Annotated in this window: 18 protein-coding genes; 1 reads left to right on the forward strand and 17 read right to left on the reverse strand. The window is 70.6% G+C overall.

The annotated features are described in order from the left end of the window. Nucleotides 1-6 precede the first annotated feature (6 nt). Nucleotides 7-453, forward strand: coding sequence for a hypothetical protein (locus AC1U2B_RS25050; protein WP_480218920.1), 447 nt, complete (start codon nucleotides 7-9; stop codon nucleotides 451-453). On the opposite strand, the gene AC1U2B_RS25055 is transcribed toward AC1U2B_RS25050, so the two are convergent. From AC1U2B_RS25055 to AC1U2B_RS25135, 17 genes are read right to left on the reverse strand one after another with little or no spacing between them, the layout of a single operon-like run. Beyond that, on the reverse strand, nucleotides 450-3,104 hold the full coding sequence (locus AC1U2B_RS25055) for a hypothetical protein (RefSeq protein ID WP_480218921.1): 2,655 nt from the start codon (nucleotides 3,102-3,104) through the stop codon (nucleotides 450-452). The genes AC1U2B_RS25050 and AC1U2B_RS25055 overlap by 4 nt on opposite strands. A 1-nt stretch (nucleotide 3,105) precedes the next feature. After that, the gene (locus AC1U2B_RS25060) at nucleotides 3,106-5,214 is read right to left on the reverse strand and encodes a phage tail protein (protein WP_480218922.1); all 2,109 of its coding nucleotides are present in this window, start codon (nucleotides 5,212-5,214) and stop codon (nucleotides 3,106-3,108) included. After that, nucleotides 5,211-7,703, reverse strand: a complete 2,493-nt coding sequence (locus tag AC1U2B_RS25065) for a baseplate J/gp47 family protein (protein ID WP_480218923.1) — start codon at nucleotides 7,701-7,703, stop codon at nucleotides 5,211-5,213. Before AC1U2B_RS25065 ends, AC1U2B_RS25060 begins: the two co-directional genes overlap by 4 nt. Before the next feature lies 1 nt (nucleotide 7,704). After that, a complete protein-coding gene (locus AC1U2B_RS25070) occupies nucleotides 7,705-10,236 on the reverse strand; it encodes a baseplate J/gp47 family protein (protein WP_480218924.1) in 2,532 nt (843 codons plus the stop codon). Then, complete coding sequence (locus AC1U2B_RS25075; protein ID WP_480218925.1) at nucleotides 10,233-10,601, reverse strand: hypothetical protein; 369 nt, start codon at nucleotides 10,599-10,601, stop codon at nucleotides 10,233-10,235. Before AC1U2B_RS25075 ends, AC1U2B_RS25070 begins: the two co-directional genes overlap by 4 nt. Beyond that, nucleotides 10,598-10,927, reverse strand: a complete 330-nt coding sequence (locus AC1U2B_RS25080; RefSeq protein WP_480218926.1) for a hypothetical protein — start codon at nucleotides 10,925-10,927, stop codon at nucleotides 10,598-10,600. Before AC1U2B_RS25080 ends, AC1U2B_RS25075 begins: the two co-directional genes overlap by 4 nt. Nucleotides 10,928-10,946: 19 nt before the next feature. Next, on the reverse strand, nucleotides 10,947-11,432 hold the full coding sequence (locus AC1U2B_RS25085) for a phage baseplate assembly protein V (RefSeq protein ID WP_480218927.1): 486 nt from the start codon (nucleotides 11,430-11,432) through the stop codon (nucleotides 10,947-10,949). A 27-nt stretch (nucleotides 11,433-11,459) separates the two neighbouring features. After that, nucleotides 11,460-12,557, reverse strand: a complete 1,098-nt coding sequence (locus AC1U2B_RS25090) for a contractile injection system protein, VgrG/Pvc8 family (RefSeq protein WP_480218928.1) — start codon at nucleotides 12,555-12,557, stop codon at nucleotides 11,460-11,462. Next, complete coding sequence (locus tag AC1U2B_RS25095; protein WP_480218929.1) at nucleotides 12,550-12,816, reverse strand: LysM peptidoglycan-binding domain-containing protein; 267 nt, start codon at nucleotides 12,814-12,816, stop codon at nucleotides 12,550-12,552. Before AC1U2B_RS25095 ends, AC1U2B_RS25090 begins: the two co-directional genes overlap by 8 nt. Further along, a complete protein-coding gene (locus AC1U2B_RS25100; RefSeq protein WP_480218930.1) occupies nucleotides 12,813-13,448 on the reverse strand; it encodes a hypothetical protein in 636 nt (211 codons plus the stop codon). The genes AC1U2B_RS25095 and AC1U2B_RS25100 overlap by 4 nt, the downstream gene beginning before the upstream one ends. Beyond that, complete coding sequence (locus AC1U2B_RS25105) at nucleotides 13,445-13,624, reverse strand: hypothetical protein (protein ID WP_480218931.1); 180 nt, start codon at nucleotides 13,622-13,624, stop codon at nucleotides 13,445-13,447. Before AC1U2B_RS25105 ends, AC1U2B_RS25100 begins: the two co-directional genes overlap by 4 nt. Then, entirely contained in the window at nucleotides 13,621-15,435 is a 1,815-nt protein-coding gene (locus AC1U2B_RS25110) for an ATP-binding protein (protein WP_480218932.1), read from the reverse strand. The genes AC1U2B_RS25105 and AC1U2B_RS25110 overlap by 4 nt, the downstream gene beginning before the upstream one ends. Then, entirely contained in the window at nucleotides 15,432-16,622 is a 1,191-nt protein-coding gene (locus tag AC1U2B_RS25115; RefSeq protein WP_480218933.1) for a Pvc16 family protein, read from the reverse strand. The genes AC1U2B_RS25110 and AC1U2B_RS25115 overlap by 4 nt, the downstream gene beginning before the upstream one ends. Next, nucleotides 16,619-17,437, reverse strand: coding sequence for a hypothetical protein (locus AC1U2B_RS25120; protein ID WP_480218934.1), 819 nt, complete (start codon nucleotides 17,435-17,437; stop codon nucleotides 16,619-16,621). The genes AC1U2B_RS25115 and AC1U2B_RS25120 overlap by 4 nt, the downstream gene beginning before the upstream one ends. After that, nucleotides 17,434-18,159 carry a hypothetical protein gene (locus tag AC1U2B_RS25125; RefSeq protein WP_480218935.1) on the reverse strand — a complete coding sequence of 242 codons (726 nt, stop codon included), beginning with the start codon at nucleotides 18,157-18,159 and terminating at the stop codon, nucleotides 17,434-17,436. The genes AC1U2B_RS25120 and AC1U2B_RS25125 overlap by 4 nt, the downstream gene beginning before the upstream one ends. Nucleotides 18,160-18,163: 4 nt before the next feature. Continuing rightward, nucleotides 18,164-18,667, reverse strand: coding sequence for a phage tail protein (locus AC1U2B_RS25130; RefSeq protein WP_346414330.1), 504 nt, complete (start codon nucleotides 18,665-18,667; stop codon nucleotides 18,164-18,166). A 1-nt stretch (nucleotide 18,668) separates the two neighbouring features. Beyond that, nucleotides 18,669-20,558, reverse strand: a complete 1,890-nt coding sequence (locus AC1U2B_RS25135; protein ID WP_480218936.1) for a phage tail sheath subtilisin-like domain-containing protein — start codon at nucleotides 20,556-20,558, stop codon at nucleotides 18,669-18,671. Nucleotides 20,559-20,949: the final 391 nt, after the last annotated feature.

Below are 20,949 nucleotides of genomic sequence, written 5' to 3' on the forward strand. Positions count from 1 at the left end.
GTTGGCGTGAACCCGGCGCCGTTCCGCATGCACTCGCGCGATGAATTCCAGACCTGGCTGGCTCTGGATTTGGAGGTCCGCGACGAGCTCTACGCGATGATGGGCGCCGAACTCGACGTGGACGTCGCGTCACTCGACCGTCTGGAAGCGTTCCTGCTGCAGCGCTACCCGTCAGCGGACGCGATCATGACGCTCGACCAGCGCGCTGTCGCCGATGCCGCGGCCCGTCACATCGGCTTGGTTCTGCTGCTCAACGTCGACGACGCGGTCTGGGACATCGACCTCGATCGCTCCGACAGCGTGTACTACCGGTTGCCGATCATCGTGTTTCGCGGCGGCGAGCAGGAATGCCCGTTGACGATGGTGCTGGCGTGCTTACAGCGGCGTACCGGTGAAGAGCTGCGCCTCCTGACCGAGAACTACCAAGAGGACTACAACGTCGACGGTGCCTAGGGCACGCACCGCTCGTGCTGGTACGGGAACGGGGTAGGCAGCAGCGCCGGTCCGTTCCCGCCGGAATTGAGGACGTCACTGACGTAGCGCAGCCGCGACCCGCTGGTGGCGGTGCCCGTTTGGGTGACCCGGACACCGCAGCGGAAGCCGCCGGTGAGACTTAGCCCCCGCACACTGACCCAGGGACCGACCCGGCCGAAGATGCGCACCGCGTCGACCGGGGTGGCGGCGAACTGCGCGATGTCGGTGCTGCCGCCGACCCGCACCAGCGACGCACTGTTGTCGTGGATCGTGAGCCGGTTGACGCTGCCGACGTAGATCGCGTGCCGGGACCGGTTCCAATAGAACGGAACGACGCATCTGACGACATTGCGGCTGACCGTCACCTCACCGGCGTTGATGTTGCCGCCGTCGGTGGAGCTCAGTCCGACGTGGATGCCCTCGATCGCTCCCGCGACCAGATTGTCGTGGATGCGCACCAGCTCGGCGCTGTCACCCGCCACGACGATGCCCTGCGCCATCGACCGGGACTGTCGGGAGATCGCGGCGAAGAAGCGGCTGTTGGCCACCGACAGCGCCAACGAATCGGGGGCTTGGGTCGCGCGGCGGACGAACTTGTTCAGGCCCTGGCTGGGGGTGAGCCTGGTCAGGGCTTTCGCGCCGATCAGGGTGCTGAACTGGTCGGCGATGTGATGGAGCTGTGGTGGGCCCGACAGGGAGAAGCTGGCTCCGTTGGCCAGCCGAACGATCCGAGCACCTCGGACGTCGGCACCCGCGACGTCCGGTGCCGCGGCGGCGGGTGGCCGTTCGGCCTCCGCTGCCGGCATCTGGACTTTCGCGCTGATGTACCGGCCGAGCTCGCGGGCCAACAGCGGCAGCAGTACGTCAGTGCGGCGGTCAGGGGCGGGTGCGATCCGAAGTTCGTTACCGTCGACGGTGGTTTCGTCGCTGGACACGACGAGGATGCCGATTTGCTGGTCACCGATCTGCAGCCGGTTGCCGGTGAAGTGGTTCCGGCGGTTGTCGGCCTTGTCCGACGGGGCGCTGTAGATCGCGGACTGGGTCCGGCGCACATTGTCCGGACAGACCAGTTCGCAATCGCGCACCGTGACGTCGGTGCACCCGAGGAAGGCCAGCGTGCCGAACAACTGGGGACCGCCGATTCGCCCGGCGGTATTGGCGCCGGTGCCGGCCTCGGCACGGATGCGCTCGACGGTGATGTCACGGCACTCGGTGAACTGCAGCACCGATTCGTAGCCGCTGATGGAGATGACGGTCGCGGGGCCGACACCGGTCACCACGACGCGGCGCTTGTCGAAGATCGCGATCGGCGAATCCAGCTCGTAGCGGCCGGCGGCCAGGCACAGCTCACCGCCGGAATCGGGCAGCTTGTCGGCCGCGGCTTGCAGGTCGTCGCCGGGAAAGACGGTGACGGTGCAGGTGCACGCCTGGGCGTCGGTGAGCGGGTTGAAGGTCGGACGACAGTCGGAGACGACGGTCATGGTCGACAGGTTGACGACCGCGAGCGGCGTGATGTGGTGCTCGGTACCGTCGGCTACCGCGTCGGTCAATGTTTCGACGGCGTCGGCGGCGCTGCCCCGGATCCGCGCGGCCCACGAGTCGCCGGCCAGGTACTGACCTGACCGGGCGTGGAACGCGACGCCGACGTCGCTGCCGTGCCACGTGGCCGGCACCTGGCCCGCCGCGCCGACAACCTGGCCATCCCACCGGCGCAGGCACAACCCGGAGGGAGTGCCGACGACAGGTGCCGGGGCCGACAGCGTCACCATGTCTCCGGCGGTACCGGGGCTGACCGCGACGGCGGTGAGCAGCGGGCCGTTGTCCTTGCGGTCCAGACGCCGGACCAGCGTGCTGACCTCGACCAGGTCGTTGGGCACGAACGTGATCGAGGGCGAGGGCATCAGCGTCGCCGTGGTGCCCGCGACGACGGCAGCGACTGCGGCCGAGCCGTTTTCGTAGGACCACGCGAAGCGGGCCGTCGTTTCAGTGCCGGAGTCGAGCACTTCGACACGCAACAGACCGTCCGGCAATTTGCCGCGTGGATCGTCGGGCGGAGCACATGGATCGACCGGCAACGCAGGCGCGGTGCGCACGACATCGAGGTGTCCGGTGCTCAGTCCCGCCGGGAGCACCGTCGCTGCGCCTGCACACGTGGATGCTGGTGACGGTACGACGCGCACCCTCCAGGCGACCCGGGTGCGCGTCGTCGTGTCGACGCCGTCCATCGCGGGGTCGATCAGTTCGACGGGATCCTCGGCGGGCTGCAGTTCCTGCACGACGGCATCGAGATAGACGACTGCGAGGCCGCCCTGAGGCAGGGCCGGGATCGCCTCTTGCGCGGCGTAGGCCAGCGGCGCCGGGTTGACGGCACGCAGCCCGCCGATCCACATCGAACCGGCGCCGATCTGCAGTCCGCCGCCCGCGGCGAAGCTGATCTCGAAGGCGGTGCTGCCCTCGGCGACCCCGGCGTCCCCGATGACCGCTGCCGCCAGGCCGGCGCGTTCCCGCTCGGCCGCGTCGATGTTGAGATTCCAGTCGCCGTCCAGGAGTACCCGGCCCTGCTGCATTTTCGTCGAGAGCCACTGTGGTCCGTTGGGACGCAGGGGCACCGAGGTGTAGTCGCCGCTCACGTTATTCCTCCGGGGACGCGATGGTCAGGTGTGGATGCACTGTCAGGACCGTCATCTCGGGCAGCCGCTGGGTCAGCCTCAAGGCCAGCGGCCCACGCCGGGCGTGGTGGTACGCGCCGATCTCGCCGCCATCGCTGGCGCTGTTGAACACGGGGTCGGCCCGGTGGGCCGACGGTGATGTCAGCAGTGGTGCCAGGTACCCGGCTGACTCGGCACCAACCGACCCGAGCGGGGGTAGCGCCCCGGTCAGGCACAGATACGCGGTGGGATGAGTCTGGGGCTGGTCGTGGGGGCCGAGGTGGCAGTAGCGCAGGCAGCCCGTTGCCGTCACCACCGTGTGCAGCCCATCGATGAACAGGCAGTCGGTGGCGTCGATGACGTCGACGGCGACGACGCCAGCGAAGGTGCAGCCGCGCGTGTGCAACTGGGGTGGGAACTGATTCGCGGCGGCCAGCGCCGGAGTCGGCGCCGGTGCCGCACTGGGCGCGCCGCACGGCGTCGGGGCAACACCGGCGCCGTCGACGGTGCAGTCGGTCAGGACGATGGGAAACGCGGACAGGTCCGCGCGGACGGCGCCCAGGTGGGACCGGCCCGCCTGCAACCGCACCGTCCAGGCCTGCGGGCTGACGGTCAGCGTGCGCCGGGCCGCGACGTTCATCGTCACCGATGTCAGGGTCAGTCCGGCCAGGTCGGCGCCGGCGCTGAGATTGCCCTCGAGGTAGCACCCGGCCAACTCGACCTCAGTGCCGTCGAGCTCGAATCCGAGGTCGCCGACGATCACCGGGGTGAGGCCGGCCGGAGCCACAATGCGCCAGCGCGTAGCGGCGGGGGTGCCGATGATCACCCCGGGTGAGACGAGGCGGTCGTTTGTCGCCAACCGGATCTCCACGTCCGGGGACGCCGCGGTGTCCGGCGGGCGGACGGCGGGCTGGGGCAGGGCCAGCGCGGCATTCACGGCCGCCGTCAGGTCGGTGACGACGATCTCGCCGGCGACCGGAGCAGCTCCGGTCGGGTCGACGATGATCACTGTGCCGGCGCCGTCGTCGGGTTCAGCGGTGGCCGCCAGTGCGCCGATCGCACCGGGCAGCGGCCGGTAGAAAGTGGCGCGGATGGTGCCGGCCAACCCGGACCCCACCGACAGCGTGCCCCGCGACGGGTCGACCAGTACCTGCATCGGGTCGGGAGTGGGCGCGCCCGCGTCGGGTAGCCCGGTGAGCGCGATCGAGGACCAGGGCAGCGGGGTTCCGTCGACGGTGAGGGTGAGCAGCGGCGGGTCGTCCGGAGTGTTCGCGGCCAGCGGGTGGTCCGCGGCGAGGCGCCATACCGTGCCATAGGTGATGGCGTCGGGTCCAAGCGCCGCGATCAGTCGCCACGTCGCGCGAAGCGGCAGCTCACCGGGCGCCCGCGGGGGCCGCGCGGTGGGTGGTGTTCCGGGCGGGTTCTCGTCCTCGGCGTCGCTGGCGATCTGCAGCGGTTGGGGCCGCAGGTACAGCGGTGCCGGGATGCCGAGCGGGTGCAGGGCGAACCGTCGCGGTGTCGTCAGTGGGCACACTTCGACACCGTCGAATCGCCTTACCTGCCAAGGGAATACCGTCGCCGTCGCGGCGGCTGGATGAAAGGATCCACCCGGGGTGACGCTGCGCCGTGCCTGATCGAGCTGGCTGCCCACCAGGAGGTGCTCACCGGCGCGCAGTGAGATCGACGCGGTGTGGCGCGCCGGGTGGCTGAGCTGCTGGCACCACAGTGTGGTCTGCCAGCCTTCGGTCACGCGGGTGGGCCAGCCGGCCACCACCTCGGCGAAGTCCTCGAGGGCCCCGGGCGTGCCGCGCCGGCGCCGCAGCGCGGTCGCCGAGCCGATCTCGGCGCGCCCGGCGTCGGGCGGCAGGCCGAGCAGCTGGCCGAGGTAGGGGAGCGCCCAGTCGGCGGCGCTGTCGGGGAACGTGTCGTCGAGGACGCGATCCACGTCGGCGGCCAGCTCGAGCCACTGCTCTTCCACCGCGGCGAGCAGGGCCAGCGACACCGGGGGCTGCTCGCCATCGGGCGATTCCAGCAGCGCCGGCGGCAGCATGGCCAGAAAGCGGCGGGACGGCACACCGCCGGCGGCGGTCATGCCGAGCTCCCGGCGAGTTGCGCGCTGGCCACGTAGAGCAACTCGTAGGGCAGGGCCGGCAGTCGCCCCAGTGAGAGGTCGCCCGAGCTCGCTGCTGTCGCGGCGCCGGTCATCGCCAGCGCAGCGATGCCGACGACGCCAGTGACGGGCTGGGCCACCTCGATGACGTCGCTGCCGTCCAGGGGGATACCGAGGTCGCGCGGCAGCGGAGCCAGCGGGCCGGCCGGGTCGAGCAGCGCGGCGCGGACAGCGGCGCTGACCGCGGCCGGGTCCCGTCGCGGGTCCACAGCGAGGGCGGCGGTCACCGTGATCGGGCTGGGACGGGCCGCGCAGACGCAGAGCGGGACGCGGGTGTCACGGCGCGTGTCGAGGTACTTGCTCAGGGCGTGCAACTCGGCGGGAAGCGGGGCCCGGATGCCGGTGGTGGTGCTGCGAAGGACAGCGACGTGCAGGCCGGAGCGTCCGCATGGGCAGCCGGGTGGACCTGCGCCACGCCAGGCGGTGCTGTGACTGGTGCCCGGGACGGTGAGCGAAAGATCGGCGAGATCCTGTAGTGCGACGACGCGGTCGAGGGCGCGGATGCGCGCGGCGGCGGCCCGGCGCATCCGTAACGGATCCTCCTGGTCGGCGGCGCCGCTCGTCGGCCCGACGCCGGCGATCTTGCGCACGCCGTTGATGCTGGTGGACAGCGTGGTGATGTCTGCGCCGTCGAGTTCGCCCGCGAGGCCGCCGCCGACCCGCCACCGGGCAGCGATGGCCCCGCGGGGCAGCGCGCCGTTGACACCGTCGCCGAACGTGACCGCCAGCCGGCCGTCGGCGGCCAGTCGGGTGGTGTAGACGGGCTCGTCCGGCCCGCGCCGGTACAAACTCGGCACCTCGTCGAAGCGCACCCCGGCGACGTTGACGACGAGGCTGTCCGTCACCGTGCCGTCGACGCTCACGTCGCCGGTGACGGGACCGCTGATCACCGCGGTGGCGCCCATCGGGGTCAGCTGACTAGTGTGCGTGGCACCGTGCTGGATGGGAGCGAGGTTCCCGGTGGCGTGGCCACTGCCCTTGCCACGGTCGGCCTTCCCGTGCCGGGCATCAGCGAGGCTGATCAGCTGGCCGCCAGGGTCCGACGGGGTGTCGGAGGCGCTGGCGGCGCAACCCGACAGTTCCCAGCCGGTGCTGCCGTCGGCGGCGGTGGTTTGGATGGCAAGGCGCGCCGGCAGCTGGTCCAGGCGTGGGTGAATTCGTGCGGTGGACGTCGTCGCCGCGAGCGCAGGCAGCTCGTAGTGCTGAGCGACCTGGCGGGAATCGGTCAGCAGCACCGAGAGCCCGGGCGCGACGAGGATGTTCGGCAGCGGATCGGTGAGTTCGATCTTGGCGACCCTCCGAGTGGTGCCGGGCGCCACGTGCCAGTCGGTGGCGGTGATGGATTTGATGGTCGTGACCAGGCACTGGCCCGAGGCGCCTGCGTACAGCAAGATGTACTGCCCGACGCTGGCCTCACGCGCGTCGTCGACAAATACCCAGTTCTGGTTATAGGGCGCGGTGGGCTCGCCGCTGGGATAGGGCGCGTTGGCGGTCTTGGGGGCGCCGGAGCTGTCGACGTAGCTGATCTTGTCGAGCCGGGCCGGCAGCCGCAGCTCGGTGCGCACACGGTAGGCGGCGTAGCTGATCCCGCTGGTCTGGGGCAGCAGGGCATCCAGTCGGCGGTCGAAGGTGAGGAGCGCGGCGCCGAGGTCGTCGGCGCGTTTGGTCACCCGGGCCAGGCCGCGGACGGCCTGGCCGGTCAGGCCGACATAGCTGCTGCCGCTCAGGATCAGCCACCACGCCAGCCACAGATCCCAGATGGTGGGGAACACCGGCGCCCCGCCTTCGCTGACGAAGACCACCCGGTCGGACGCGATGAAGCCGGGATCGGCGAGGAACCGCAGCTGCTTGCCGGTGGGGGCGCTGGGTATCGGCACACCCGTGATGGTCAGTTGCGCCCATTCGGCGCGCAGCTGCGTGTCGGCGGCGACCTCGTAGATCTGCGCGGCATGCGACGACGTGCCGGGCGCTTGCACCGGGGTACCGGCCGGGATCAGCGGGGCTGCGCCCGGCGCGGTCTCGGCGCGGATCCAGCCGTGTGCGGCAGTGCGCTGGCCCGGTCGGTAGCCCACCAGCTCGACGACGCGGCGCAGATCTGTCCAGTCCTGGGCGGTCCCCAGATAGGCCTCGCCTGCGGTCATCTCGGCGTACGCGCATACCGAGTCCGCGACCCGGGCCCACAGCCCGGCGACCCGCAACAGGGTGGGGTCGCCGGCGACGTCCAGGATGTCGCCGAACGTGCCGTGCGGGCGGCTCGGGTCGGGCATGTCGGCCAGTCGGGCCAGCAGGTCGTCGCGCAGCGCGAGCCGGTCGCCGAGGCGGCGGCGCAGCCTGGTCAGGCCCGGCAGCGGGTCGGGCCGGGCGGGCAGCAGTTCAGGGGTGACCACGGCGTCCGGGGTGGGCATGGTCATCTCAGCGGCCTCCCTCGATGCTCAGCACGATGCGGCCTCGGTCGGGGAAGTTCATATCGTCGTCGCAGACGGCGACCTCGGTGCGGCCCATCACCAGAACGGTGCTGACGGTCCCGGGCGGGTCGGTCAGCCGTCGTGCTTCGGTCACGGACACGGCGTCGACCTGGGGCAGGGCGGCCACGGTGGCGGTGACGGTCGACAGGTACACGCTGGCGCCCATCAAATGCGCTCCCGGGGCGAAAAGGCCTGGGGCCGAAGGGGTTCCGGGGCGGAGGCTGGCCAGGATCGCGGCTCGCGCGGAGTCGGGGTCGCTGCCGGGGTAGAGGCAGACCGTCAACGCGATCAGGATGCCGACCGGGGTGGCGGGCGTGGTGATGACCTCGGTTCCGCACATCCGAACACCGTCGAGGGTCAACTGCACGGACTTTGCCAGTGCGGCGGCCGCCACCGGGTCGGCGGTCTCACCGAGGTCGGTTTCGCGGGACTCGTAGGCCACGGCGCCCACCGGCCAGGAACCGGACCAGGACCGGGTGGCGGTGGCGCGTTCGACGCCGGGTATCTCGATGGCGAACGTGGGCAGGTCACCGACAAGCACGGCGCGGCGGGGGACGGCGGTGTACGCCTGAGGGGCGTCGCGACGGACGTCGTCCAGCGATGTCGCCACGACGCCGCCCCGGCCGGGGGTGATGTTGCGGGCCGCCACGACGGCGGTGGTGGCGTCTTCGACGTCGAGCCACACGCAGGGTGCGCCGACCGGGGTGGTGCTGCGGATCAGCCGGTGGGTGGCGTTGGCCGCAGCGTTGCCGGCAGGGCCCGCGCCGATCTGGTACCGGGCTGTCACCACGCTGCCCGAGGGCGGGGTCAGGCCCAGTGCGCCGGTGCGGAAGCGCAGCCGGGCGGGCAGTTCGTCGTCCGCGTCGACGACGACCGAGAAGCCGCCGGCGGGGGCGCGCAGCAGGCTGGTCACCCGGGTGGCCGGCACTGTCATCTTGTTGGGCAGCGTGACGCTGACCTGGAGCAGCCACGGCCGGCCACCTGGCCGGTGGGACAGTCCCGGGGCAGCCTCGGGGCCCGCGGCGACCATGAGGTAGTCGCTGACCTGCTCGGTCGCCGGGTCGGCAATCCGGCCGGTGAGACGATCCACGGGCACGAGGGTGGCCGGGCCGTCGACCGGCAGGCCGTGATGTGCGCTGATGAGGCCGAGTCGGGCGACCCCGACCCGCATGCCGCCGGCCACGTCGACGCTGGCCGGCACCGCGGTGCGCAGCGCCTCAGCGGCATCCCAGAACACCCGCACCAGTGGCAGTGCCGGTCGCAGGGGATCGGTGAACGCGACGGCCGAAGTGACCCGCACGACCTGGGCGGGCCGGCTGGCCAGCGGTGGACGTGGCCATTCTGGCGCTGCGGTGGGGGTGGCAGCGCCGGCCCAGTCGCGCTGCGCCTGCAGGTTGTCGACAGCGACGACCTCGAAGCCCAGCAGCGAGCCGACCGGTAACCAGTCGGCGAGCGGTATCCCGCTGGATTGGGGAGGGCGGACGAGTACCGCGCTCGTCGCGCCGGCGGAGATTACGGCATCGTCTTCGGTCCAGTCGTAAAGGGCGACCTCGACGTGGCTGCGGTAGACCCTGGCCGGGGTCTCCAGGGTGAAGCACGTCGCTGCCGCGGTGACAGGCTCGTCGGCTGCGGCGTCGGTGGCCACGTCTCCGGCGAGGACGTCGGCGTGCGGATCGCTGCCGGCCACGTCAGCAACGACGACCTGGACGGTGGTGGCAGCGCTGATCGCGGGCTGCACCGGGTAGTCGACCGTGCGGGCCAGGCGGGTGACGTTGGCGCGGCGGCGCGCCGTGGCCAGCCACATCTCGGTGGCGACGCGGTCCAGCCGGTAGTTCAGGAGGTCTCCGAGGTGGGCGAACAGCTCGATGAGGGTCACGGTGAAGTCGGCCACCGAGGTGTCGGCCGCAGGGTCCTCGAACGTCAGTCGCTCCATCAACATCGCGCGAAGGGCGGGGTAGTCGCGGGCCAGGGTGTCGTAATCGGGGGCGGTGTTCTTGGCCGGCGCCGGCGGCACCTCGGTGCAGTCGCCGCGGTCGCCGCATTCGGGGCGCAGTCCCAGCGGCAGGTAGACGCGCAGCGGGTCGACCTGCACGCCGAGCGCTGCGGTCGCCGCGGGGTCCAGTCGCAGTTGGTACACCCCGCGCCCCGGCAGCACTGCCTCGAGCGACAGGGTCAGGTGCGCCGGGATCGGGGTGCCGTCGGCATCGGTCGTCGCTGGCACCGCCGCGACGGCGGTGATGCCGGGTCGGGGTGCTCCCGGCGCCGGCCGCAACGACCACAGAGCCGGGTCGATCAGCGCGGCCGGCGGGGCACCGAAGAGCCACACGTCGATCACCCGGCCGGCGGCGGTGAGCCGCGCGGTGCCGGCGCGCAGTCCGACGACGTTGTTGATGTTGCCGAACAGCGCCTTGGGGCGTTCCACCGCAGTGGCGGCGGGCTGCTGGGGCAGTGTGTACTGGTCGGGAGGGGGCGTCGTCATGGCCCGACCCTGGGGATCTCGGCGGTTATCGTCCGCGGTTCACCGGCGGGCAGCGGCCGGTAGCTGATGTGTGCGGCCAAGGTGCTGTCGCTGATGTCGACCTGGACGTCCTGGACTTGGATACGGTCGCCGAGGGCGTCCATGAGGCTGCCGCGAACGCGGGCGACGACAGTGGGCTCGAGGCTCAGCGACAGCGGTTCGAACAGGGTCGAGGCGCCGAGGCCAGCGCCGAAGCCGGGGTGGTGCAGCCGTTCGTTGGGGCCGGTCAACACGACGGTGCGCACCAGGTCGTCCAGGTGTTGCAGATAGTCGGCCGGCACCAGTCGGCGTCCGGCGATGCGCCACGGCGCTCGGGTGATCATCATGTTCCTGTCGCTGCGGTCTGAGCGGGCGCGAGGACGACGGGTCCTTGGGGTGCGTTGGCTCCGTTCATGCACATGCCGACGCTGTTCGTGGTGAGCGCGGCAGCGCCGCCGGCGGTACCGGCGGTCGAGGTGCTGCTCCAGCTCACCGACAGACACGGGCTGGGATTGGGGCCCACGGTGAAGGGGCAGCCGGCGATGACGACCGAGTCGGCTTCGGTGCAGACCTCGGCGCCGGCGGTGACCGCGATTTGCGAGGGCACGATGGTGCCCTGCCCGCCGTGCGGACAGGTGATCGTCGCGCTGGTGGTCAGCAGCGGCGCGCTCATCGGTGGGCTCCGGGGCGCGTCATTGCGTGACCTTGAAGGACTCGCCGTTGAGACTGATGATGCTGCCCTGCAGCGTGAGGGTGGCGCCTTGTCCGTTGTCGAGGGTGATGCCGTTGTCGTCGAGGGTCAGACTGGCTCCACCTGATGCGGCCAGCGTGATCGAGGTGCTGTCGTCGGACACTTCGACCCGGTGGCCGCCGGGCGTGACGAGCACGATGGTGCCCGGACCCGCGCCTGCGACGCCGTTGCCGTTGGTCCAGTACGCACCGGACCACACGGGCGGTTTTCCCAGGTCGCCGGCCGGCCATTCGACCCACACCGGGGCCCCGACCGGCGGCACCATCGCCAGCCCGACACCGTCCCCGGCGTACGGCAGTGCGGGCAGGCACCAGCCAGTGGAGCCCGAGAGCACGTCGGGCACCTGGACGTTGAGGCGGCCGATTCCCGAGGGGTCGTCGTTGTCCAGGACGACCCCGGCGAACTTCCCCAGATAGCGGTCACTCATGGCGAACCGTCTCCCCGGTCGAGGCGATCACAATGACACCGCCGCGGACAGGGCAGCACCAAGGCCGCCGCCACTCGACGCCGCCGGGTCGCCGAGCGCGTTGCGCGTCAGCGACAGGTTTTGGGTGTGCCCGCCGGGTGTGACGGTGTGACGCACGGACTTGACCAGCCACGGGCCCGACACGAGGTCGCCGAGACCCCGAACTTGCACCGTGCGCCGGGCCCGCACCAGCGGCATGTTGGGCGTCGACAGGGACACCGACAGCGACGCGGCGAACGCGCTGTGTTCGGCCAGGACCCGCGCGGCGACGTCGGGCGGCTGGGTGCCGGCCAGGTCGCCGGGGTCGCGCAGCACCGTCACCGCCCCGCCCAGCGACTGGGTGCCCATCGCGTTGCCGGTGCCGTCGTTGTCCGCGATCTGCTGGCTCCCCGAGCCGTCGACGCCGTGGGTGAATTTGACTTTCTGCCCGGCGACGAGCTGTACCGACACGTTGGCGGTGCCGCCGTGTTCGCCGTGGCCGAGGTTGAGGGTGGTTGCGGGTGCCGCCATCGGATCGATGTGGTCGAAGACGCCGACGAGTTGCCCGTCGCGCTGTTCGAGGTAGACGTCGAAGTCGTTCCGGGCCGCCAGCGCCTTGAGGTAGGACCAGTCGGTGCCGCGCTGATGTGGAGTGAATCGGTCGGTGCCGTCGGGCGCGGGGGTGGTGCCGACCTGTGGGGTCGCGACGGGGCCGAGCAGCGTGCGCGCGATGTCGGCGTCGCTGACTCCGCCCCAGTCGTGGTCGCGGTCCTCTTTGTCGAGGTCGGCGCTGGAGTCCAGGCCGGCGATGGTCAGGGTGGAGGACCCGCCCGCGGAGAGGTTCCACGACGCGGTGGTGGCGCGGGCGGGCACGACCAGCGAGTCCGAGCCACGGCTCAGCGAAATCTGGAACGGGGCGAACGGGGCCACCAGGGAGTCCAGCGGGCTGGTCCAATGGCTGGTGCTGTCGGCCTGGGCGCTGACCACGATGGTCACCTGGGTTTGGCTGCCGATGGCTTCGGACACATCGATTGACAGCACCCGGGTCAGGTCGGCGTCTGGAATGGGCGCTCCGTTGACGGTGACGGTCACACTGGTGTCAGCCATTGGGCATGCCGATCGTCGTGCCGGGTTCGGTGTCCGCGAGTGCATCCTGCCAGGGGTTGGTGTCGGCGATGCGCCACCAACCGGTGCTGTCGCCCAGGACTGTCGCGGCGAGCAGGTCGAGTCGGTCGCCGGCGCGTGCGGTGTAGCGCAGCGCTTCCGGTAGAGCGGGCGCGATCCGCGGAACTCCGAGCGCACGGGTGGTGCCGTCGTCCTGGGGTGTGGTGACGGTGGCCTGGCCGGCGTAGCGCGAAGTGGTCACAGCATCAGCTCCACACCTTGGGCGACGCCCACGATGGCCAGTGCGCTGCGGGCGGCCTGATAGGCGTTGGCCAGGAAGTTGGCCATCTTGACGTCGCTGGGCAGATCGGCGGGACGCAGCACGGTCAGGCTGAGGTCGACGCTGGCCTGCACCGGCAGCAGCAGGGAGTTGAAGCCCGTTTCGTGTGCGCTGAAGCTGTCGACGCGCACCGGCACGATGCGGGCTGGGCTCCAGGCCAGCACCACCAGCGGTAGTGAGGGTGCCGGGATCGGTGCCGACGACGCGCCGCCTCCGGTCAGCGAGCTCACGGCCCCACTGATCGCCCCGACCAGTGCGCCGAGCACGCCGGCGGCGCCGGCCGGCTCCATCATCGCTTCCAGCGTCGCCAACAGGGGCTGGACACCCATGGCTCCCGTGATGGGCCGATCGATGGCGTCGATGCCGTCGAGCTCGATCTTCATGGTGTATTTCTCGACCGGGGCCTGCGCGACCCGCAGCGCAGGCCCGCCCTGGGGGCCGGCGCTGACCGTGAGCACACGCGTCACCTCGGCCGGGTTGTATTGGAAGGGCACGAAGGTGGGCACCAACCCGATGTCCGGGTCGGAGAACGAGATGAGCATGCCGCGCATCACGGGCGGGACTCCGCTCCAGTGGCGGCACGCACTGCGGCGGCGACGCTGGCGGCGATGGTGGCCTCGGGGCCGTGCGGCGTGGCGCGGTTGCGCAGGGCGGCCTCCATGGTGGGGCGCAGCAACCCCGGATCGGGCGCACTGTCCACGGTCACGTCGAGCCGGTCCAGGTGGGTCATCGTTGCCTCCAGGTACGGCCGTTTTTGGCCATCTCGTGTCGGACGGCGCGCAGGAGGTGCGCATTCGTGACCGGGGTTGCGTCGTCGGCGGCGAAGACCAGGGCAGCGAGCGCCGCGGCGCGAATGCACGCCCCGGACAGTTCGGCGTCGGCGACGGTGCTCAGGTCGACGTCGTCGGCCCGGGCGGGCGCGGGCAGCAGTGTGTCCCAGATGGCCTGGCGGGCCGGCATGTCGGGTAGGTCGAAGCGCACCGAGACGCGGATGCGGCGCTGAAAACCGTCGTCGAGCGTGGCGGGCCGGTTGGTCGCGAGCAGTACCAGTCCCTCGTGCAGTTCGACGCGCTGCAGCAGGTGGTCGATTTCGAGGTTGGCGTAGCGGTCGCGCGCGTCGGTGATCTCGCCGCGGCGGCCGAAGATGCCTTCGGCTTCGTCGAACAGCAGGACCGCTCCGCCCCGTGCCGATTCGGTGAGTAGCCGGTCGAGATTCTGGGAGGTTTCGCCGAGCCATTTGCTGACCACGCGGGCCAGATCGACGATCCAGAGGTCGCGATCCAGCTCGGCGGCGAGCGCTTCGGCTGCGGCGGTCTTGCCGGTGCCGGACGGGCCGTGGAACAGGCCGATGACGGCGCGGCCGCGGACGGCGCCGCCAGGCCATGCGCTGGTCACGGCGGCGCTGTGCCGGGCGTGGGCGAGAATATCGTGCAGGCCGGACAGGGTTTCGTCGGTGAATACCAGATCGCGCAGGTGCACCGATGGTGGCAAAAGCCGGGCGAGACCTTCGATGCGGTGCTGCGGGTGTGCGCGCACGGCGTTGTGCAGGTCGGCGACAGTAATGTGGCGCCCCGCCACCTCGGCCGCCGCGCGTGCGCTGTGGTGCAGCGAGTCGATGGTGACCTCAGGCAGGCGCATGCGCGCCGCGAGGTCACGGGCCGCCGACGTGTCGAGCCCGGAGCGCCCGAGTACCCGCCGCCAGGCACGGTGCACACCGTCGGTGTCGATCGGGGCGACGTCGACGGTCTGCCAGCCGGGGGCTACAGCGGCGCCCGCGGCGGCCAGCCGCAGCTTGGTCGCGGGGTGGCTGCCGTCGCCGACCGGCAGCACGTGCCCGAGCTGCGCGAGTAGTTCGGTCTCGGCCACCGGACGCGCCGATGCGGGTGCGGCGTCGACGAATTCGACGTGCCGGGCAGTCGCGGCGCCGACGGCGGCTGCCACGACGGCGCCGTCTTCGCTGTCCCCGCAGCGGATGCAGACCAGGTGCCCGGCCTGCAGCAGCGTGGTGGCACGTGCGATGGATTCTCGTAGTCGGGGGGTTACCGGTTCAGCCGGCTGGGCGGGCGGCCGGTATCCGTCGAGCGCCAGCGCCGCGGTCGCGGTCAGCCGCAGTGGCGATTCGGCGTCGGGCACCGGGCGCAGGACTCCGGCGGCGACGAGGCCTGAATCGGTGGGCAGCGCGAGCGGGATCTGCAGGCCGTGGTGCACCAACAACAGGCGCAGGATCGCCAGGCTCGGGTAGCGGCGGCCGAGATCGTCGTGCAGGTGTCCGAAGGCGGTGGCCAGACCAGGGTCGGCCACTGACCACCAGGCCGCGGCGACCAGCGCCTCGTCGACCGCCGAGGTGCACAGGGCGGCGAGGACGTCGGATTCGTCCGCGACCCGGTCCGGCGGCGCCGCCCATCCGCGGACGGTGCCGCGGTTCCCGTCTTCGGCGAGCCCGGCGAGGGCGTCGTGGAACAGTGCCCGGTAGTGCAGTAGTGCCGTCGGGCACGCGCCCGGTGCGACGGTGCTGTCCGGTGCGACGCGTGCCGTCGTCATGGCGCCACCGCCAGATCGGTCGGCGGACCTGTCACAGTGCCGGAAGTGACGGACACACCGATGCTCTGCCCGGCGTAGTCGCCGATACCGGCGGGCACCGTGGCAGTGATCGAGGATGCGGCGGCGGGGGTGTACGGCACCGACATTCCGAGGAAGTTCACGGTGCCGGTGGGCAGCACGTGTGCGACCTGCAGGGTGGTGGGCTGGCCGGCTTGCAGGGGTGCGGCGGCGCCGAGTACCGCCGGCGCGACGGTCAGGGCCGCGGCTGCCGTCCCTGCCGGCAGCCCGGACGCCAGGTTTGTGACGGTGAGGACACGCATGCCGGGAACGAGCTGGTTGTTGGGCAGGGTCACCGATAGGCCGGCTGCCGAGGGCGTGGCGGTGAGCCGCCACGGCCCGGTGCTGTGGGTGGTCGCCGGGTTGGGACGGCCGTCGGTCGGGTCGTCAGGATCGCCGGTACTGCGCGACAGTTGGACCTGGATCTGATCACCGAGGCCACGTACCACGATCAGGACCGGGTGCCCGCCGCCGGTGATCGGCGGTACGACGGCACTGATGTTCGGGCCGACGGAGGGGCTGACCGCCACGACGGGTTCGCGCACCGGCGGGCCCGGCGTGAACGGCACTGGCGACGGCACCAACAGCAAGCTCACTTGGTAGGCCACCGATACCCGCAGCGATTTCAGACCGCTGGCCCACAGCCCGGTGACGGTCTCCAGCGGAACGGGATCCAGCGTGATTCGCAGTGGTTCGATGAGGTTGCGCAGCTTGTCGGCGATGTCGCCGACGGTGTGGTTCGGCGGGGTGGTGATCACGGTGTCCGGACCCACGATCGGGTTCTCGTGCAACACCTGCATCACCGCGGTGAGTGCGTCGTGGACCTTCTCGATCTCGTTGCCGTCGGCCCTCATCTCACCGGGATCCGCGGACAGCAGGTAATGCAACGTCAGAGCGAGTGGGGGACGTCCGCGCCGGGTGGTCCATCCGGTCTGGGGCGGCTCCATGTTGAGGTGCGACGCGGCCGGCGTGATGCGGTAGAGAAACCAGTTCAGCCGGGGGCCACCCACTGGCCGGTCGAGGGGACCGGTGGTGACCCCGACCGTGGTCGGAATGGCGTCCCGGGCGATGGCCTGCAGGACGAGGTCCACTCCGGACAGCACCGCCCCGGGTGCCGGCAGCACGCTCATCTCAGTACCGCCCGTCGCGCGGTCAGGCCGTTGGCGTAGGGCGCCAGGAGGGCCATCGGGTCGGCTGCAGGTTCGGTCGGTGAGGTGACGTGCACATGGATCTCGCCGATCGACACGGGCGGCGGAAGGTCGGGGGCCGACGGCGGCCGTGCGGCGGGCACACCGGGTGCGGGTTGCGGAGATTCGGGCGGAACTGCCGCGGGCGGGGCTGCGACGTCGGCGGGCGTCTCGGCGCGCGAGGCGACGATCGGTGTGGGCGGCGGCTCGGGTGCGACGGGTTCGCGGCTGCCGCGGCGGGTGACGTGCGTGGCGGCGGGAATGGCAAGCGGCGCGGGTGGCGTGTCGGTGCGGATGGGTGGCGGTGCTGCCGCGGGCGGCCGTCCCGGTTGGTCCGCGGGCTTCGGCCCGCGGGGTACGACCGGCGCTGGGGCATCGTGTGTGCGAATGACGTGGAGGGTGGTCGCCGCAGGCTGCGGTGGCGGTGGCGGCGGCGGGCTGACAGTCGGTGGCGGCGGGGGTTGTCGCGGTGTGGGCGAAGGCCGGTCGTGTCGACCGGCGTGGGCGGCCGGAGGTGGCTCGGCGGGTGGTGCCATGGGCGGCTCGGTGGGGCGCGGTGTGGCGGGTGGCCGCGGTGGCGGGACGATGTGGTCGGCCGGTGAGGTGATGGCGGGTGGCGCGGTGAGTTGCTCTGCGACGTGCGCGACCGGCTGCTGTGGGGCTGCCGCACCGGACCCTGGGCGCACGGGTGGACGCTGTGCGCGGGCGATCAGCCCCCGCACCGCGACGCTCCGGGTTTCACCGGACATGACGGTCATCGGGCCTCGCTGCGGGCCAATGCCGCCAGCCGTCTGCGCCGCGCTTCGGGAAGTGCTTCGATGCTGGCCAAGTCCCAGCCGTACTGGGATGCCAGGAGGTGCACTTCGACGTCGGCCTCGGCTACCGCGGCGGCCACCGCGGAGGTGACCAGGCGCTGCACATCGACGAATTCCGCTATCCGAGCACCGCATTCGATACACGAGAATTCGACCGCGCCGCACAGTGACTGTTCTGCCCAATCCAGTGCTGCGCTGTCGCGCGGATCCTCGGCGGGGCCCAGCGCGCAACGCCCGGCCAGGATCCGGCCGGCGGCCTCGGGGTCGGTCGGCAGGTCGGCCAGGTCGGTTGCGGTGGGCTCCCGGACACCCGCGCCCGGGCCGCACCATCCCGATCTCGGTGCGTAGTCGGGCACATCGGACGGACCTAGTGGTAGCTCGTTGAGCGCTCCGCACTCCGCGCAGGGGACTACCAGTTCGAGATCGGCGCCGAGAACCGCATGATGTGCCCGCAGCAGTAGGCGGTCGACGATGCCCAGTGGGAGCGCTGAGGAGTCGTCGACTCCGCACGCATCCAGTATCGCCAGTGCCTGGGCGAGCTCTCCGTCAGCAACATCCAAGTCGCGCAACAGTTTCAGCCGCGATAGCGGAAAGCCGGCGTGCCCGGCCGGCAGCGTGATGTCTGCGGCCGGCGCGGTGACTGTGCAACCGGCGCCGGTGCTCACGGGATCACACGCTCAGCTCTTTGGGTTCGGTGACCGACGTGTCGCGCTCCCAGCCTTCGGTCTCGAGCTTTATCGATTGGATCGCGGTCGCGGCGGTCGCCGCGTCCATGGCGGGCAGGGCGGTGTATTCGGACACCCAGCAGCGGAACAGGTGATAGCTGATGACCTGTTGGCCGGCTTCATTGAAGACGTCGACTGTGATGTCTTTTCGGAAGTCGGGCAGAGAGATACCCGGGGCGGTGATGCTGCTCACCTTGTTCGCCCAGGCCTCGAATGCGGGGTCGTGGGTGACGCCGCGTTCGAGGGTGACTGACGAGTACGTGGTCAGCCCGGGGCTGCGCCGGTCGTGCGAAGGGTCACCGCCGACCCGGTGCGAGACCGGCGCCGTCGCGCGGGTGAGTGCCGACATCTTGGACAGCCCAGCGACGTAGACACCGTCCCATTTCACCCGGAACATGTGCGTCTTGTAGGGGTCGTGCCGCTTCGGGTTGACGGTGAACTCGGCCATGTCAGTCTCCGGTATTGATGATCTGGGTGATGGTGACGACGACGAACTCGGCGGGTTTCAGAGGTGCGAAACCGACGACGACATTCACGCGGCCGGCGTCGATCTCCGACTGGGGGTTGACGGTGCTGTCACAGGTGACGAAGTAGCTGTCGGATTCGGCCTGGGACTCGGACTGCTGGAAGGCGCCCTGCCGGAAGAGCCCGCGCATGAAGGCGCCGACAGCCAGCCGCAATTGGCCCCAGAGCACCGGGTCGTTGGGTTCGAACACCGCGAATTGGGTGCCCAGGTAGAGGCTGGCCTCGATGTAGTTGGTGAGGCGGCGGATCGGAACGTACTTGAATGGGTCCCCGCGGAGGTCCGAGCCGGCGAGCGTTCGTGATCCCCAGACGACCAGGCCGGCGCCGGGGAAACTCCGTAATACGTTGACGCCGAACGGGTTCAGATCACCAGAGGTCTTGTCGCTGGTCGGATAGGCGGTCGAGATCGCGCCCGCGACCCCGGCGGCCAGACCGGCAGGGGCCTTCCACACCCCGCGTTGGCTGTCGGTGCGCGCCATGATGCCGGCGAGCGCGCCCGACGGTGGTAGCCCTGCGGGCGTCGAGGCCGTGGTGATCAGCCGCGGCCAATACAGTGCGCCGTATTGCCCCGCGGCGGCAAACAGCCCTGCAGTGCTGACGGCGCTGGCCGGAGTGACGCTGGGGTCGGGATCAACCAGCAGGAACGCGTATTGAGTCTGGCAGTAGGCCAGCGCGGTGCTGACGGCGTCGACGTTGACGGTGGTTACTCCGGGCAGGCACAGCAGGTTGAACCGTGGGAAGTTGAGCACGTCCAGGGCGAGCATGCCTTCGCCCTCGGTGGCGGAGACGATGGAACTGGCGTCGACGTTGGAGCCGTCGCTGCCGTTGGAGAGTCCGGCGGCCGCGGCGGCCGCTGGACGGTCCGCGGCACTGCCGGATACTTCGGTCCCACCGGCGGCGACGCCCATCGTCAGCAGGCTGCTGGCGTCCTGGGCGCCGCTGAGCCCGACGACCACGGCGCTGTCGGGGCCGTTGGTGTTGCTGGTGAGCACGAGTTTGCCGCCGTCGTCGGATGCTGTCACCGCCAGACCTGCGGCGTTGAGGAACCCGACGAGGTCGGTGGTGTCGTGGGAATCGGTCGCGGCGCCGGTCGGAAAGAGGACGACATCCTGGGGCGCACCCTGGTCGATCGATACCCGGAGTGTGCGGTGGGCCAGGCCCACGACGCCGGCCGAGAGATCGTTCTTGCTCGTGGAATGGCCTGCGGAGGCGGTGGTTTCGGTCCCGGATACATCGGCGGAGACAAGCGCGCTGCCGGCCAGGGCGGTGGTGATGAAGCGAGGATGACTCGGTGACATCGACAGCTCGCTCCAGGTCTCGCGGGCAAGCAGCGAGGCGGCCCCGACGCCGGCCGCCCAACTGCTGATCGTGAGGGTGAACCGATCATCGGGATTGACGCTCGCGGCCGTGACTCTGACAAAGATGCCGGTTTGGGTGGCTCCCGACCCGGTCCCGTTCGCCCATGCGCCGCGGCTCTTCGCGGTGAGGGTGACCTGGACCCCGTTGGCGGCGGCCAAGGCGCGGGACGCGGGGAGTGCATCTGATGCCAGTGCGCGGACGACGACCGCCTGGCTGCCACCGTTGGCGAAGAAATGCGAAACGGCGTACCCCATCGGATGATCGGTGGCGTCGATGGGGTCGCCGAATGTTCGTACGAAGTCGGCGAAGCTGCCGATGGCAGTCGGGGTATCCGCCGGTCCCTTTCGGGCGGCCCCGACGAATGCGGTCACCGAGGTTGACACCCCTGAGATCACATGCGAGCTCGACATCTGTTCGACGATGTAGACCCCGGGATACGTAGTTTGGACGGGCATCTGATGCCTCCATCGCGGAGTGATGACATGGACGTTCGATCCATGGTGAATACCGATAATGGTAAAGACGTGATGACGCGGTGAAAACCATTCTGGCCGCAATTAATTGTGCATTTGCGAAAGAATTTTCAGCAGGCTCGAAATGGGGTACGACTCACCCTACTGCGGGTCGTAATTGATTCCCGCGGCGATGGGTTCGGTATTTGATCTTGAAATCAATTTGGGGGCCTCTGATGAGGCGGCAATGGCGCATCAAGACAGCCGGCAAATTGTAGCGGCGGTGGCGTCGTGAATCGACGTTATCGCAATGTTGGTGACGAGCCTTGACAACGGGTGGTGCGGAGCGGCTGCGGCCACGCCGGCGGGGCGCGACGGAGTGCTAGACCCGTTG

The organism is Mycolicibacterium sp. P4_G11 (assembly GCF_056555145.1).

Coding starts and splice junctions, on each gene's coding strand:
- AC1U2B_RS25065 (WP_480218923.1), bottom strand. CDS start 7,703: ATGACCATGCCCACCCCGGACGCCGTGGTCACCCCTGAACTGCTGCCC.
- AC1U2B_RS25115 (WP_480218933.1), bottom strand. CDS start 16,622: ATGAGCGTGCTGCCGGCACCCGGGGCGGTGCTGTCCGGAGTGGACCTC.
- AC1U2B_RS25135 (WP_480218936.1), bottom strand. CDS start 20,558: ATGCCCGTCCAAACTACGTATCCCGGGGTCTACATCGTCGAACAGATG.
- AC1U2B_RS25085 (WP_480218927.1), bottom strand. CDS start 11,432: ATGAGTGACCGCTATCTGGGGAAGTTCGCCGGGGTCGTCCTGGACAAC.
- AC1U2B_RS25075 (WP_480218925.1), bottom strand. CDS start 10,601: ATGATGATCACCCGAGCGCCGTGGCGCATCGCCGGACGCCGACTGGTG.
- AC1U2B_RS25070 (WP_480218924.1), bottom strand. CDS start 10,236: ATGACGACGCCCCCTCCCGACCAGTACACACTGCCCCAGCAGCCCGCC.
- AC1U2B_RS25105 (WP_480218931.1), bottom strand. CDS start 13,624: ATGACCCACCTGGACCGGCTCGACGTGACCGTGGACAGTGCGCCCGAT.
- AC1U2B_RS25120 (WP_480218934.1), bottom strand. CDS start 17,437: ATGACCGTCATGTCCGGTGAAACCCGGAGCGTCGCGGTGCGGGGGCTG.
- AC1U2B_RS25130 (WP_346414330.1), bottom strand. CDS start 18,667: ATGGCCGAGTTCACCGTCAACCCGAAGCGGCACGACCCCTACAAGACG.
- AC1U2B_RS25090 (WP_480218928.1), bottom strand. CDS start 12,557: ATGGCTGACACCAGTGTGACCGTCACCGTCAACGGAGCGCCCATTCCA.
- AC1U2B_RS25080 (WP_480218926.1), bottom strand. CDS start 10,927: ATGAGCGCGCCGCTGCTGACCACCAGCGCGACGATCACCTGTCCGCAC.
- AC1U2B_RS25060 (WP_480218922.1), bottom strand. CDS start 5,214: ATGACCGCCGCCGGCGGTGTGCCGTCCCGCCGCTTTCTGGCCATGCTG.
- AC1U2B_RS25110 (WP_480218932.1), bottom strand. CDS start 15,435: ATGACGACGGCACGCGTCGCACCGGACAGCACCGTCGCACCGGGCGCG.